General features: G+C 50.8%; 10 protein-coding genes and 1 pseudogene. 6 read left to right on the forward strand and 5 right to left on the reverse strand.

Going from position 1 to position 14,214, the window contains the following annotated elements:
- Positions 1–492 precede the first annotated feature (492 nt).
- Genes ACFFK0_RS25855 through ACFFK0_RS25865 form a run of 3 tightly spaced genes read left to right on the forward strand, consistent with a single transcriptional unit; the run spans position 493 to position 3,183 of the window.
- Positions 493–1,803, forward strand: a complete 1,311-nt coding sequence (locus ACFFK0_RS25855; RefSeq protein ID WP_377473388.1) for a helix-turn-helix transcriptional regulator — start codon at positions 493–495, stop codon at positions 1,801–1,803.
- Positions 1,790–2,614 carry a WYL domain-containing protein gene (locus ACFFK0_RS25860; RefSeq protein ID WP_377473390.1) on the forward strand — a complete coding sequence of 275 codons (825 nt, stop codon included), beginning with the start codon at positions 1,790–1,792 and terminating at the stop codon, positions 2,612–2,614. Before ACFFK0_RS25855 ends, ACFFK0_RS25860 begins: the two co-directional genes overlap by 14 nt.
- Positions 2,615–2,625: 11 nt before the next feature.
- The gene (locus tag ACFFK0_RS25865; RefSeq protein WP_377473392.1) at positions 2,626–3,183 is read left to right on the forward strand and encodes an O-acetyl-ADP-ribose deacetylase; all 558 of its coding nucleotides are present in this window, start codon (positions 2,626–2,628) and stop codon (positions 3,181–3,183) included.
- Between the two features lie 111 nt (positions 3,184–3,294).
- Here ACFFK0_RS25865 and ACFFK0_RS25870 read toward each other — a convergent pair whose 3' ends face one another.
- From ACFFK0_RS25870 to ACFFK0_RS25885, 4 genes and pseudogenes are all read right to left on the reverse strand, one after another.
- Positions 3,295–6,228: an Ig-like domain repeat protein gene (locus tag ACFFK0_RS25870; RefSeq protein WP_377473394.1), complete on the reverse strand. Its 2,934-nt coding sequence runs from the start codon at positions 6,226–6,228 to the stop codon at positions 3,295–3,297.
- A 28-nt stretch (positions 6,229–6,256) separates the two neighbouring features.
- Entirely contained in the window at positions 6,257–6,658 is a 402-nt protein-coding gene (locus ACFFK0_RS25875; protein ID WP_377473396.1) for a hypothetical protein, read from the reverse strand.
- A gap of 259 nt (positions 6,659–6,917) precedes the next feature.
- On the reverse strand, positions 6,918–7,712 hold the full coding sequence (locus ACFFK0_RS25880; protein WP_377473398.1) for a TatD family hydrolase: 795 nt from the start codon (positions 7,710–7,712) through the stop codon (positions 6,918–6,920).
- Positions 7,693–7,965: pseudogene (locus ACFFK0_RS25885) on the reverse strand (RNA 2'-phosphotransferase); the annotation flags it as partial. The gene ACFFK0_RS25880 and the pseudogene ACFFK0_RS25885, both read right to left, overlap by 20 nt.
- A 625-nt stretch (positions 7,966–8,590) precedes the next feature.
- On the opposite strand from ACFFK0_RS25885, the gene ACFFK0_RS25890 reads away from it, so the two are divergent.
- Both ACFFK0_RS25890 and ACFFK0_RS25895 read left to right on the forward strand, forming a co-directional pair.
- Positions 8,591–9,454, forward strand: a complete 864-nt coding sequence (locus ACFFK0_RS25890) for a hypothetical protein (protein ID WP_377473400.1) — start codon at positions 8,591–8,593, stop codon at positions 9,452–9,454.
- Positions 9,455–9,478: 24 nt separating this feature from the next.
- Positions 9,479–9,919, forward strand: a complete 441-nt coding sequence (locus ACFFK0_RS25895) for an ABA4-like family protein (RefSeq protein WP_377473402.1) — start codon at positions 9,479–9,481, stop codon at positions 9,917–9,919.
- 106 nt (positions 9,920–10,025) lie between these two features.
- Here ACFFK0_RS25895 and ACFFK0_RS25900 read toward each other — a convergent pair whose 3' ends face one another.
- A complete protein-coding gene (locus ACFFK0_RS25900; RefSeq protein ID WP_377473404.1) occupies positions 10,026–10,472 on the reverse strand; it encodes a hypothetical protein in 447 nt (148 codons plus the stop codon).
- A 644-nt stretch (positions 10,473–11,116) separates the two neighbouring features.
- On the opposite strand from ACFFK0_RS25900, the gene ACFFK0_RS25905 reads away from it, so the two are divergent.
- On the forward strand, positions 11,117–13,591 hold the full coding sequence (locus ACFFK0_RS25905) for an S-layer homology domain-containing protein (protein ID WP_377473406.1): 2,475 nt from the start codon (positions 11,117–11,119) through the stop codon (positions 13,589–13,591).
- Positions 13,592–14,214: the final 623 nt, after the last annotated feature.

The raw sequence follows: 14,214 nt of genomic DNA on the forward strand, positions 1-14,214 counted from the left end.
ATACAGGAGGCGCTTTTTCTTTTCAAACCGCAAATTAATTCATTACAGGAATAGCTCCTTTATTACTTAACGAAGCGAGGAAAAGTTTGAAAAGGTCGTTAGTGCCTGACAGGCATTGTTCACATTTAACTTTTTAATAGAAGGAACCCTTTCAGGCGCCTCGCTTCGCTATTCACTTATGGAGGATCATCGAGGAAGAAATCATGAGGAAAGGTACAGACTGCTCTACCAGCTGAGCTATTCCGCCTTGAGGCGAAAGTTGGACTCGAACCAACGACAAGTCGGCGTCAGATGCGAAGTAACCCTTCCATGCGCCTCGATGATCGTGTTCAGCCGCCGCGTGCCCGCTACGGCTCCTGTGGTTATTTTCGCTGATTTCGGGAAGAACGAACATGGCGGAAGTATTACGACTACACATAAACTTTCCATTTCGCCCCAATCCCACCCCTGCTACAATGGAGGAAGAGTTTTCACCGGAACGGGGGATTGCGTGTGGCTAAGGAAAGCTTTGATAAAGAAGTGCAGTTCCTGCGTATGCTCGTACTGACAAGCGGGGCGTTCGGCAGACAACAGTTTGCGGAGCGGTTGGGCATTTCCGTTCACACCTTCGATAAAACGATCCGGCGGCTCAAAGAAGTCGTGAGCTCTATGCACCAGCATCTGCCGCAGGAGGAGCGCAAGGAGTTTGCCGAGACGATTCGATTCAGCTACTACGACTCCTCCGATCCGCTGCTCTTATTTCTGTTTCGCGCCAAATCCGTCAAGGAATCGGAAAGCGAGCGGATCTCGCTGCTGCTGGGTGCGATGAACGAGCAGGCTTTGACTGCGATGGAGCTGCTGGACATGATCTGCTGCAGTCTGCCTTCCGGGCTTCCTACGCCCGACGAGAAAACGATTCGCTCAGACCTCAAATATTTGGAAGAGGTTGGCGTCATCAAGAAGGAGCCGGGGCCCCGTCCGTACCGGTATCGCCTTCAGGACGACTTGGTCCAGAGCTTATCGGAGGACGAGCTGATCGATCTGTATGATTTTGTCGACGTGATGGCGAACACACAGGTACCTTCCGTGCAAGGCTATCTGCTGCGCGACGGACTTAAGAAGCATCTGCTGCGCAGCCAGGCCCGCCGGGATGCCATCGAACCTTTTCTATATAAGTATCATTACTACTCGCGAATTTTGGATGAGGCGCATCTGTTCACGCTGCTGCATGCCATCCGTCAGCGCCGTAAGGTCCGTTTTTTGTACTTCTCTCCGAAATCGGAAAAGAGCTACGCCTCCAAAAACACCAACCCTCTGTTCGAAAAGGAGCCGGAGGGCAGAGCCGAAACGACGCTGCCGCTCAAGATCGTCTACGATCATCAATATGGGCGATGGTATTTGCTTGCCTACGGCCGGGAGGGAATTCGCAAATACCGTACGGAAGGGCTCACTCAGATCGAAGAGGATGAAGCCGTGGACGATACTTGGTATGAGGAGAAGCAGCGCGAGCTTGCCGAGAAGCTGCGGCACAGCTGGCTCATCGATACCGGCCGGCCGGTGACGGTGAGGGCCCGATTTTACAATCCGGAGGGGCCTGAACCGAACTTCATTAAAGAGCGTGTACTGCTGCAAGGGCAATGGGGGCAGATTGTGCATGAGGACGAGCATTCGTTTATATATGAAATTAAGGTTAACGGGACGATTGAGATCAAGCCGTGGCTGCGCAGTTTCGGTTCCAGCTGCGAAATTCTGGAGCCCGTCAAGCTTCGCCGGGAAATGATTGCCGAATGGAAGGAGATTCGGTCCTACTATGAATCCGTTTGAGAAAATATTCAACCACCAGATCATCTCCCGGCTGGAGGACTCCGGTACGTTCATGGTCACTTCGCACGAACGGTCATGGCTGAAGACGATGCTGGACCATCCCGCAGCGGCCGACGCCTTCACGGCGGAGACGCTGGACAAGCTGCGATCCCTGCTCGAACCTGACCCGGTGATGGACACCTCCAGCCACTTGATCGAGAAAGCCCGCATGCGGGAAAAGCAAGTCTACCACCCGCTCCTGCGTACGCTGCGCCGGCACATGATGAATAAGTCGGGCATCCGTCTCACCTACGAGGTGAAGGGCGGGCGTGTGAATCAAGACCATTCGGGCTTCCCGTACAAGCTGGAATACTCCATGGTCAAGAGAGAATGGTACCTGCTCTGGTATCACACCCGGCATGGCGCCTTCATGAGCACCCGGCTACGGAAAATCCATTCGATCGCGGCAGAACCTGTCGATCCGTCGGCGGCAGAGAGCATTTTGAAGAAGATCGGCACCCTCCTGGATTCGCGGAATACTGAAGTGGTCATTGAAGTTGTCCCTGGCTATAACGGAGAGCTGTCCCGTATTCTGTACGCCTTCTCCTGCTTCGAGAAACATGTAGCCTACGATGACGAGCACGATACGTATCGAATCCGCGTCTGTCTGCTTGAGGACGAATTTGAGTATTTGCTGTCCAAGCTTCGTTTTCTCGGGAAACGGGTTCGGGTGGCGGAGGGCGACTATTTACAGAAGCGGATGCTGGAATCGTCGACAAAGGCTTTGGAGCGTTACGGGGTTATGACGAGAGATGAGGAATTGACTTCGTGAGGAGGAGCAGCATGGAGCACAGCGTACAAATCAATCAAACGACCATTTCCTTGCTCAAAGGTGACATTACCAAAATAAAGGCTGACGCGATCGTGAATGCCGCGAACACAAGCTTGCTTGGCGGCGGCGGCGTCGATGGCGCGATTCATAAAGCTGGCGGCAAAAGCATTCTCGAAGAATGCATGAAAATCCGTGAACGGCAAGGAGGCTGCGCTGTCGGCGAAGCCGTCACGACAACGGCGGGCAATCTGCCTGCCTCCTATGTCATTCATACCGTAGGCCCTGTATGGAACGGCGGAACCAACAACGAAATGGAGAAGCTCAGAAGCTGCTACATGAATTGTCTGCGTCTTGCCGCGGAACATAACGTCAAGAGCATCGCTTTTCCGAATATCAGCACAGGGATATATCGGTTTCCCAAGCAGCTGGCGGCTGATATTGCGCTTAAGGCTGTGGCAGACAGCTTGAATAGAGCAAGTACTGAGCAGGAACCCCTCGAGCACATTACCTTTGTCTGCTTCGATGATGAGAATTTTGATATTTATCGCAGCAAGATGACAGGGTTATGAATTTGCTACCGAAACCCCTCCTTTTTTCCGACTCCGCCTGGATAACCGAAACCATAAATAAAATAACGGAGCCGCGGGATCGCGTTGCTCCGTTATCCGTGTTCCATGCAATTAATTCAAACTGTTCAATGCCTCTTTGATCGCCGGACTCAGACTATACGTGTTAATGATCGTCTGGATGGATTCGGCGCGTGTTGCGCCCCCATTCGGGTCGAAGGTTTGGGCGGTCTTGCCGGTGAATATCCCAAGAGCAGTTGCCTTCTTGATTGCTTCTGCACCGAAGGCCTGTCCCAGATCGGTAAATGGTACGTTGGATGTATCCCGGTTAAGGATGTACGCATTCAATACCCGAGTAATCATGAGCGCCATCTCTTGACGGGTGATCGTTTGTTCAGGTCGAATAGTACCATCCTCATATCCGGTCAGTACGCCTACCGCTACGAGCTTCTTGAGGTTATTTGTAGACCAATGGTCGTTAATGTCATTGAATTCGGCAAATTGCTCTTCATTCAGAGTTACTTGCCTTGATGCCATATCCACAAAAGCCCGGTCAATCATGGCTGCAAACTCGGCGCGCGTGATCTGGTCATCAGGCTCGAAGCCACCTTCGGGATAACCGTTAAGAACGCCAAGCTTGGTCAATTTCTCGACGGAAGGAAGGGACCAATGCTGATTCACATCATCATATTGGATCGGAGATTCCTTCACACCGCTTCGGAGTATTTCCGCAGTCCTGGACTCTACACCCGTGATTACATTGCTGTCCGCGTTAACGACCCGGCTTCTAAAAATATCGTTAGGGTTCTGATACTCCTCCGATCCTTGCGGCGCGGCCGGCGTTATAGAGACGGGCGGCTGTTCAGACGTAACAGGTGCAGCCGGTGTTGCCGGTACTGTAGGAGTTACCGGTGAAGGTGTATCATCTTCCCCCGAATCATCATCCGAGCCGCCGCCTGAGCTGTCGCCAGGATTGCCAGGCTGCTCCGGCTGATTATCTGTAACCGTTTGATCGAGCGGCGCCGATGTGCTGGCGTTGTACTGGCTGTCTCCACTGTAATCGACAGTAATGATGTTTGATCCAGCAGGCAGCTGATTGGTTTGATATGTCGCCGTACCTACGGTTAAATCTGCTGTCCCCATGACAATGCCGCCATTCTTAAATGTCACACTGCCGGTTGGAGTGCCGGAGGTTCCGGAAACAACTGCCGTAAACCATACGTTTTCACCTAATGTGGACGGGTTCCGATTACTTGCCACATGAGTGGTTGCGGATGCTTTCGGCATTGATGAAATATCAGTAACCGTCTGGGTTAGCGGCGAGGATGTACTTGTACTAAATGTACCGTCTCCGCTATATAAAGCTGTGATCGGATGGGTTCCCAGGCTGAAGTCTTTCGTCGAGTATGTAGCTTTGCCTACCGTCAACGGAGCAGTAGCTAGTACGGCATCTCCATCCTTAAAGGTTACTGTACCTGTAGGCGTTCCCGGAACTAACGGGTTGGAGGCATTCGATACCGTCGCCGTCAATGTCACCTGCTGCCCCTCGACAGACGGGTTTAAGCTGCTTGCTACTGCGGTCGTTGTTGCAGCTTTGCTTACAACCGTTACTTTAGCCACTCTAGACGGACTTGTCGCTGTCGTTATCCCTGTTTTCGAAGGATCATAATGTGTAATGAGAACAAAGTAATATTTTGCACCCAGCTCGGACGTGTCGACCGCCAGCGAGCTTCCCGTTTGTCCTGCAAGAAGGGTATCCGCTTCTGTCCGGTTCTGGTCCGAGGCTTGGTACCATTCATAGCTGAGCGTACCGCTGCCGGTTGCAACTACGCTCAGAGTTACCGGATCATTAACGCTAACGGTGCGGTCGGCCGGCTGCGTCGTAATGAGAGCCGGGGCGACGTGCGTCGGCTCCTCCCATTTGGCGTATAACTTAACATGGCGTGGCCCCATCGTAAAGCTGTCCCCCGCTTGATACGTTGTGCCTGTTCCATCGGCCTTCGTATTCCATCCGGCGAATATGTAATTGTTGCGCTTCAAGTCACCGGAATTGCCTAGTACGGTAACGGAGCTGCCATCCGGATACGTATTGCTATCCGTTGGAGGCTGACCGATCGTGCGATTGTTCCCGTCATAGATGACATTGTATTGGCGAACGTATGGACGGAGTCTCGGGTAATCTTGACCCTCTTTAATGATCCATATGTTGTTAAAATCCCAATTCACAAAAGTACTGGCCGTTCTCATTTCCTCCGTCGTTTTTGGCGTGCCCTTTCCTGTGCTCCCCATCCCGGAAGTTTCCGTATCAAAGTAGCTGCTCGTAACCGTTACGCCGCTATCCGAAAAGCCATAATTGCTGCTGCCCGGTCCTTCGACCTTGCCAGCTGAATAGGCGTTTACAATGGACCCGCCGCTGCCCCCAATAAACCCGCCCATGAAAGTGCTTGTTGCCGTACCTTCATAGATGACATTGCCGGTAGCATAACTATTGTCGATTGTGGATGTGCCTTGTCTGCCTATGAATCCTCCGGCAATGATATAATCGTGATTGCTGACGTAAATATTGCCTGTGGCATAACTTTTCGACACATTGCCAAGGCCGTTATGGCCTATCAATCCTCCTGGGATCAGTCCTCCAGTATTATTCCTGTTTGCAATAACGTCCCCCGTTGCGTAAGCGTACTCAACTGGGCCTGCAGTATTTTCCCCGATCAGACCGCCTATACTTCCCCCGCCTGTCACGTTACCCGTGGCGTAACTGTCATGGACACCTTTCGTACCGTCCAGCCACCCGATCAGACCTCCGATATTGGTACTGCCTTCTACGTTGCCGCTTGCGGAGCTGGCGTCGACGGCAGTAAAGCTGCTAAACCGCCCGATCAACCCGCCTATATGCAATTGTCCGGTTACGGTTACATTGGCGGAACTGCTGTTAATGGCGGCATTTCTCTCCAAGAATCCGACCAGACCGCCCACCTGATCTTCGCCGTTCACGGTGCCGCTCGCGTGGACATTTTCGATCAGGCCTTTATCCGTATGACCTATCAAGCTGCCCGTATTATCCTTTCCGACGACTTTAACATCTGTCAAATTTGAGATTGCGAATATAACCGTCTGTGCTGACAAACCCGAAAAATCCTGCATCGTTGTATTGCGGACGGCTTATGGTTAAGCCGGAGATCGTATGACCATCCCCATCGAAGCCGCCTTTGAAAGGATAATCGAAACTGCCGATCGGCGTCCAAATATCGTACTTGATATCAATGTCTTTCCCTAGTTTATAGTAACCGTATAAATTACTTTTGATATTCTTGAGGTCATTTGCTGTCGTGATAATGAACGGCTCCGCTTCCGTACCCTTTCCACCGGAATAGGCGTATGCTTTGCCTGGAAACGCGGAAAGAGATGACAGCATGACGCTTGCGATAAGTAATAACGCAGTTAATATGGGCATAATCGTTTTCGATATTTTGTTCACTTATGTAGCGCTCCTCTAGTGTTGTGTGAATCAGTAATACCAAACAATGCTGCTGTCCGCCCCTCCATTCGACATATGTTTACTTTATTCGACATTATAGTATCATGCTTTTGGGTCTTGTGACCATCCTTTATTGATCAGCTTGTTGCATTGCTCACCGCTCCAAATACGGCAGAAATCTATTGAATGAAAAAGAGCCGTGCAATCATCTTGCACAGCTCCTTACTTTACGCGATTCTGATAATAGACACATCTGGATCTACTCAGTATGGATACCAAAAAATTCCGCCGCCGTCTCCGTCGTAGCCCTAGCAACCTCTTCGGCAGGTTTCCCGATACAACGTGCCACAGCTTGCAGGATGTGCGGCAGCAAAGCCGGCTCGTTCCGCCCATTCGCAGGCTTCTCCTTCAAGTCCCGCGGAGTCAAGAACGGCGCATCCGTCTCAATCATAAGCCGGTTCAGCGGAATCATACGGACAAGTTCCTTCAGATGCTTGCCTCTGCGTTCGTCACAAATCCAGCCGGTAATCCCGATATGGAAGCCCATATCAAGGTAAGCTCGGAGCTCCGGCAGAGTCCCGGTAAAACAATGGACTACCGCTCTTTGGACAGCATGCTCCTTAAGAATCGCAGTAAAATCCGCAAAGGCTTCCCGCTCATGCAGGAACAGAGGCATCTTCAGCTCTAGCGCCAATCGAATTTGCTCGGTGAACCATTTGCGCTGAACGTCCCGCGGCGAGAATTCCCGATTATAGTCCAGCCCGCACTCCCCGATCGCCACCACCTGCGGCAACGCAGCCAGTTCCCTTAGCTTCGCGATCGTTTCATCGTTGCAGCTCTTCGCCTCATGAGGATGTACTCCGGCAGTTGCATACAGCTCCCCGGAGTAACGACCGGCATAGCGGGCAGCTTCTATACTATTTCTCAGGCTCGTTCCTGTAAGGATTAGGGGTGAAACCTGATTCGCCGCCGCTCGTTCGACTACTTGCTCCCGATCCTCGTGAAACGAACGATGCATCAAATTAACGCCAATATCAATGATTGGATGATTCATGGTTCGCCGCCTCCATTTTTGCAGTATTCATGACCGAGCAGCTTTGGGGCGGCACACGATCAGCCAACCACACTTCGTTACCCGCATAGTAAAATATGACTCCTGCTTGCTTCGCACTTGCCGTATCCACCTTGAGAATGACCAGCTCTCCCCTGCGGCTTCCCGCAAGCGTTGCAAAATGAGTACCTTCCGAGAGATGAACATACTGCCGGCCCATCGGACTTATTCCTTCTTTCATGATCGATGGGAGGGCTTTCTCGTCACCTTCTGACTCTTCCGATTTCCGAATTCTGCTACTTGCAGTATAACCTTCTTGGAACCGAAGAGCTCGGGAATGTTTGGTTATATGAAATTAGCCCGGCTTGCTTGGCACGCCAGGCCTCTGGCATGGAACACGCCGACGCGTGCAACGGTATAGAGCGGTCGGTATCCATTCGACGTGCAAGTCACTTGGCATGTTTTAAGTTTCTTGATTCTCACCTATTGACAATAATTGTATTTCTGATTATTCTTTATTTATTGATTTATAAATAAATCGTTGCGGAGGTGAAGACATTTGCCGCTGGCAAGGATCGGATGGGGCAACCCATGGTCAAAGCCGTGGCGGTATTAGCGAGGCGATGAAATGACATCATTACGACCGTGATTCCGTGGATGCCGCAGCGGGAGTGGCATAGCCGTAGTCATTGATGACCTTGTCGGTTGGATGAAGTTGGCCCTAAATGCTTTGCATATGGGAGGATGCACCCTGACAACCGTTCGGAAAGCCTGGCGGCTTCGCATGATTGCAGCAGGCAACGGCAATGTTTGCCGCTTTTATTTTACTTTGGCATTTATTTATTAATAAATAATTAACATGAAAAAGGAATGGTGAATCTATGGAAAATAATTTAAAAATGTTCGCCGGAGAGCGGCTGCTTGTGATGACCGGCCTGCTCGGCTTTTTGCTTGCCGCAGGCATCGCCGTCTATATGGCCTTCTACGGTTCCGTCGTATTACCGGAAGGGAATATCGAGAGTGCGTTCTCATTCAGTGCCGCGATCGGGATCTTTGCTTTGTCTATTGCAGCTATTCTGCCGATTGCGGGCTTGAGCCCAAGGAAACGTGCAAGCATCCGTTGGCTTTATATCATCGGTTTCTTATATGCGTACGGGCTCGAAACCATCCAGCATTTTCGCGGTATTAATCCGCGGTTTTCACAAGTTGGATCGGTCGGCGATATGATTGCCGGGATCTTGTTCGGCCTGGATTCGCTCATGCTCATCGTCCTCACGGTGCTGCTCGCCCTTCCGTTTTTTCGCTCCCGGCAGCCGCTGGAACGCCCGTGGCTGGTACTCGGCATCCGTTATGCTTTCGTTTCGACGATGATCGCCTTTGCCGCGGGGTTATGGATGACTGTGCTGCAGGGCCGATACACGGGTGACGCCGGCAACCTGATCGTGCTGCACGGGTTGGGATTCCATGCTCTGCAGACCCTTCCGGTGCTCGGTTGGCTCGTGGGGTGGGCGCAGATGGATACGCTGAAGTCCCGGAGGCTCATGCATACGGGAGGCATCGCCTGGACCGCGTCAGTGCTGCTGGTGTTTGTGCAAACCGCGCTTGGTCGCACCGTGTTCGAACCGACGGCAATTCCGGTATTGGCAGGCCTACTGCTTCTGATCTCCTTGGGTGCATTGGCATTAGCCGCAATCAATGCGCTGAAGTCTCGGGCTAGTTCGCGCGATCTGTTGAGTCGAGTGTAATAATTACTAAGGGGGTCAACTTGCATGTATGAAACATTATTTTCGCTATCGAGCCCGGCCATGGTGTTCTGGATTCTCTTGATAGTGCTTCCGTTCTGGCGTGTCACCCGTTGGCTCGCGAATTCGGCGATCTTTCCGATCTATCTGGCAGCGTTATATGCTGTAGGAATTATCGCAGCCATTCTGAGCAACGGCCTCGGCTTCGTGAGCGATTTCAATTCGAGCGAGGGCATCATTCGGCTGTTATCGAACCCGGATTTTGCGCTGATTGTCTGGATTCACGTGCTCTGTTTCGATCAAGCGGTCGGCCATTATGTGTATCGTGACAATATGGAACACCGCTACGTGCCGCTGCCGTTACAATCGGTCCTGCTTTTCTTCGTGCTGATGTTTGGTCCGGTCGGGTTCCTTTGCTATTTGATCTTGAGAGAGGTTCGCAGACGCGGCAAGCGCTCCGCAGGTTGATCGACTAGGCGGAATGCCGTCCCTGAGGCAGGTTCGTCAGAAATACGATAAGGACTCTATCCTCGTAGGAAGAGTCCTTTTCCTTTTGGTCAAATTGACCATTTCACTATGCTAACAAAGAAGGCAATTTGAATTTTTTATCCGTTGGTGGTGCAGTCAGGGTTATTATATAGCCCTTTTCTTGCTTGTTAAATTCATAGTTGACCGTATACATCGAATAAGCAGCTTTTTCCCCGGCCTTCTTATAATTTTCAATTAATTTTTGAATGTTTTGGGTCTTAGCAGCCTCAAGCGATTCGTTCGTCATATACAAGAGCTCAAATAGTCGAAGCGCGATATCATCGCCGTTTCGACAACTGGAGAGCCTTGCAACTAACTTGGAATCTTCATTCAACTTCTCGTTTGGGAAAGTAATTATGATATGACGTAAGCTGTCAACAGCCTCATCCAGTAACTTGTAAAACATATACTCATCCGAGTACTCCAGCTCTACTTGCGTTCTTTCCTCACCTAGATTACCTAACTGTTTAAAGCTTCTGCCGTGGAGTAGCATAGTTGTTTGCCCCTATCATGAAAGGTATATATGAAAAAGCCGCCTCTCCGCAGAGGAAAAGACGCCTTTTCTATGATTGTACAATTTCTAAAACGAATGTCCGTCTCCCTTACATATTAAACGAATTATAACATAACCCTCTGCTATTTCAATAATATTAACCTGCTTAACCTGCTCATTCTTCCTCTTCCATTTTCCAGTCTGCCGGAGGGACAAAGTAAGCGTCATATTCTCATAATGCTTGTTTACTTAACCCTTTACGCCATTCCCATAAGTACATGAGCTAAGACTCCCCCGTCCCCATCCGCCAAAACAAACGGAGCAACGTACAGTTATTTAGCGGTGGTTTCGAATAATATGCCTGCGTTAAGACTTTATTCAAAAATTGGCTACTCGGAAATTTACAGTATTGGTACAGAGTTAAGGACAACATGTAACTACAGTACGATCCCCCTATGAACTTGATTGGTACCGCTTACATAATTGGTGTGATTCTCTGTATACTGGTTAGCGTTTCTATGCTGAATCGTTCGGGAAAGGAGGCAGATGGTCCAGTCTTTCCTTAGGTCGCAATCGCAAACAAATCCTAATCTCGTATGATGGAGGCGTTCACGAACATGAAGCGATTATCCGCTGTATTATCAATGACCCTTTTAGTCTTCTCTCTGGCGGACAATGCCGTCGTCTCTCCCATTTCGCCCCGAGCCCAGGCTGCCACGACGAAATCCTCGTCCGATTTCAAGGATGTCGGAGGTTTGCCACAAGACGTAAAAAATAAATTGGACGCCTTGCTTCGCGACGGCGTGTTTGACGGAGTCGCGGATGACGTCTTTGGCGTTGATCACATGATGAATCGGGCCCAATTCGCCAAAGTCGCGGCTATCATTTTCTCGCTTCCTATCGACCGGACGCTTTCGCAATCTTCCTTTGCCGATGTGAGTGCAGATGATCCTGCCAACGGCTACGCACTGCCTTTCATCGAAGCGCTGAAAACAGCCGGCCTTACGAACGGTGTCGATGCCGAAGGTAAGATGTATAACCCGGCGGGCACCGTAACAAGACAAGAGCTAGCCGCCTTCCTAGTCCGCGGGCTCAAATGGGAAGCCGGCGCAAAGAGCACGGCTCCGATCGCCGACGCCACCGTGGATGACTGGGCGAACGGTTATGTCGCGCATGTGCTGGACAAGAAGCTCATGGACGGTCTACCGAATGGAAGCTTCGGCGGCACAACCGCGGCTACCCGCCTTATGCTCGCGCTGGCAAGCTACAATGCGAGGCAAGCTGCACCTGGTGCGGCGGTTGGCGGTGATGGAGGCACGATGGCCCCTGCACTGCCAGCCGGCATTCCCGTGGCGCCTACAGGTATCGAGATCGATGGCGAAGACGTACTTCTCAGTGTTGGAGATACGTACTACGACGCCGACGGGAGAATCACGACTACAAGGCAGCAGCCGGTCATTCCCCTGAAAGTGACGGGACCGAACAATTACGAGTTTACGCCTAGTCAGATCGAAACGTTATACAATAACGGGTTTATTGCCGTTGCCGCTTCTGGCGGAATCGAGCTCGACAGCCCGGCTATCGGACAGAGCGACAGCGGACTCGGCAAAATTGTTATCAAAGAAGTTCAGTCCGCGGAGGACATCACAGTCGCCGTGAAGCTGACCCACGCCCAAGCCGAGAACGCTGTAGCAAGCCATACGTTTCAGACAGCGTCCATGCGTATTCCGGCAAGCATCGAGGTCAGCTCGAAGGATATGGCTCTGTTAGCTGAAAACGAGCAGCCGCAAGGATTCGCCTTCACGATCAAGGATCAGTACGGCAAAGTGTTTAAAGCCCCATCTTCGCAGGACACCAGCCACTACGCAATCAAATATAAGCTGGAGCGGCTGTCCGGCCTGCCGAGTCTGCAAAGCGCCGGAGGGATTTTCGATACGCCTTGGAACGAAGGGAAATCTGCCATTAATTCCGGTCCCAATTCTTCGCAAACGTGGCAGCTCCCCATCGACAAAAGCGGGGACGCCTACAAATTCATGTTCAAGTCCAACCTTACGCCGGTAGATCCGGAAGGATCCCAATATACCATATCGGCAACGGTCATCAACCAAAACACCAACCAAGAGCTGGCTTCGGCAGCGGCTAATTTGGAGGTATACAATTGGAAAGACCTCGACCCTCTCATGACTTATGAGGTCGATATGCTTTCATCGCATTTTGCAGCCGGCAAATATTTGTCCGAACGCGCGCTTATTAGCGGCCCAACCGATATTGACGCGGTGAACGCAAAATACCCTTTTTACGGGAAAGAAGTGAACATCATCGCCACCGATAATAAAAACCGCCGAATCGATATAACAAAAGTAGTAAGAGATGACTTGGGCAAGCCGGCGTCCGTCGTGCAGCACATTGCGCCCACCGCGGATAACGTACTCATGGGGGCCCCTGGCATCAACTCGAATGGCATTCCTGTCTACAGAGCATTCGGAATTCAACCTTCGTCAGACCTGTTCGATCTCGAGGTTACTTTCTACACACCCAGCGGCGTCAAAACGTTGAAGAAAAGACAAATCGAAGTCGTCTATGGCGAGCCGGTGGCGAGAGCCGTAGCCGTCAAAAATCCGGTGCTCCATTTCAGTCTGAGTACCCCTTACAAAATCCGCAAGCTGAACGGAATCATTGAAGAAATCAAAGGCTCGGACTATCTGGCCAGCCAGCCGACGATTTGGGAGTTCCTCAAATTCTGTGATTTTAACGGTCTGGATACGAAAGACGAGAGCAATTTCTTCAAGTATTTTATTCAAACCACCGACCAATTCGGCCACAAATATCAGAACACCAGCGACAATAAAATATTGGACCTCACGAAAGTCAATGACGTGCTTAAAGTCAAAGTGGTTATCGACATGGACAACAAGTATCCGGCCAAGTGGAGCGTCAAGGACGAAGCACTCCGAGATAAAATCTGGATCGACGATCAGATGCGCCTTCATTATGAGCCCCACGCCAGAAATGCCGATGGCTCCTTCGATTATGCAAAGCGAAACCTGCAAAGCTTTGGCATCCAGCTGATCACACCGTCCGACCAGCGGTCCTGGTGCAATGTGACTTTGAACGATTGACGAGAACGGGAAAAGCAGCTGTCGCTGAGGGCGATGGCTGCTTTTTTCGTGTCCCTTTCGCCAAAACCACATACCGTTCTCTGACCCACCCTCCTTTGCTGCCTCAATGATATCCAGCTCAGGCTTCTGGGCCACCTCTTCTTTCGCTGCTTCCTCATCCCTTTTCCGGCGACGAACACATAGGAGGGGGGAGTACTCGATAATACCAATCGCCTGCGTGTAAGTTTGTTGAACCCACGCTGAAAACTTGCAGTCGGGTTCCGGACACAAGACCATCCGCCATAGTTACCACTTCGCCATTGTCCAGATTGTTTAATGAAATGAAGGTGGTTTTGCGCCTTCATCGAATACATGCTCTATTTAGCAACTTTTACGTTGAAGATATTATCCAAATTTCCTTTAAACCTCTTATTTAATGGATTTTTCATGTCCCTTGCTAACTCCTTGAAGAACAAATTGATCTCCCTTGTTTCCGCTTCACAAATTACGTTGAGAACACCCGCCGAAGCAATATCCGTGTTGTCGACAAGCGGCACGGAGGTGACGACCATATACTTCTTAGTTAGGGCTTGCTGAAAAATCAAAAAATCCTTATCTCACAAGGGTTTAGAGGCACTTTTGTC

The sequence above is a fragment of the Paenibacillus chartarius genome, from assembly GCF_042432825.1.
GTDB lineage: Bacteria > Bacillota > Bacilli > Paenibacillales > NBRC-103111 > Gordoniibacillus > Gordoniibacillus chartarius.

What these genes read in the sequence shown, in the direction of transcription:
- ACFFK0_RS25860 (WP_377473390.1), top strand. Translation starts at nt 1,790, where the DNA reads ATGAATCCGTTTGAGAAAATATTCAACCACCAGATCATCTCCCGGCTG.
- ACFFK0_RS25865 (WP_377473392.1), top strand. Translation starts at nt 2,626, where the DNA reads ATGGAGCACAGCGTACAAATCAATCAAACGACCATTTCCTTGCTCAAA.
- ACFFK0_RS25880 (WP_377473398.1), bottom strand. Translation starts at nt 7,712, where the DNA reads ATGAATCATCCAATCATTGATATTGGCGTTAATTTGATGCATCGTTCG.
- ACFFK0_RS25890 (WP_377473400.1), top strand. Translation starts at nt 8,591, where the DNA reads ATGGAAAATAATTTAAAAATGTTCGCCGGAGAGCGGCTGCTTGTGATG.
- ACFFK0_RS25895 (WP_377473402.1), top strand. Translation starts at nt 9,479, where the DNA reads ATGTATGAAACATTATTTTCGCTATCGAGCCCGGCCATGGTGTTCTGG.
- ACFFK0_RS25900 (WP_377473404.1), bottom strand. Translation starts at nt 10,472, where the DNA reads ATGCTACTCCACGGCAGAAGCTTTAAACAGTTAGGTAATCTAGGTGAG.
- ACFFK0_RS25905 (WP_377473406.1), top strand. Translation starts at nt 11,117, where the DNA reads ATGACCCTTTTAGTCTTCTCTCTGGCGGACAATGCCGTCGTCTCTCCC.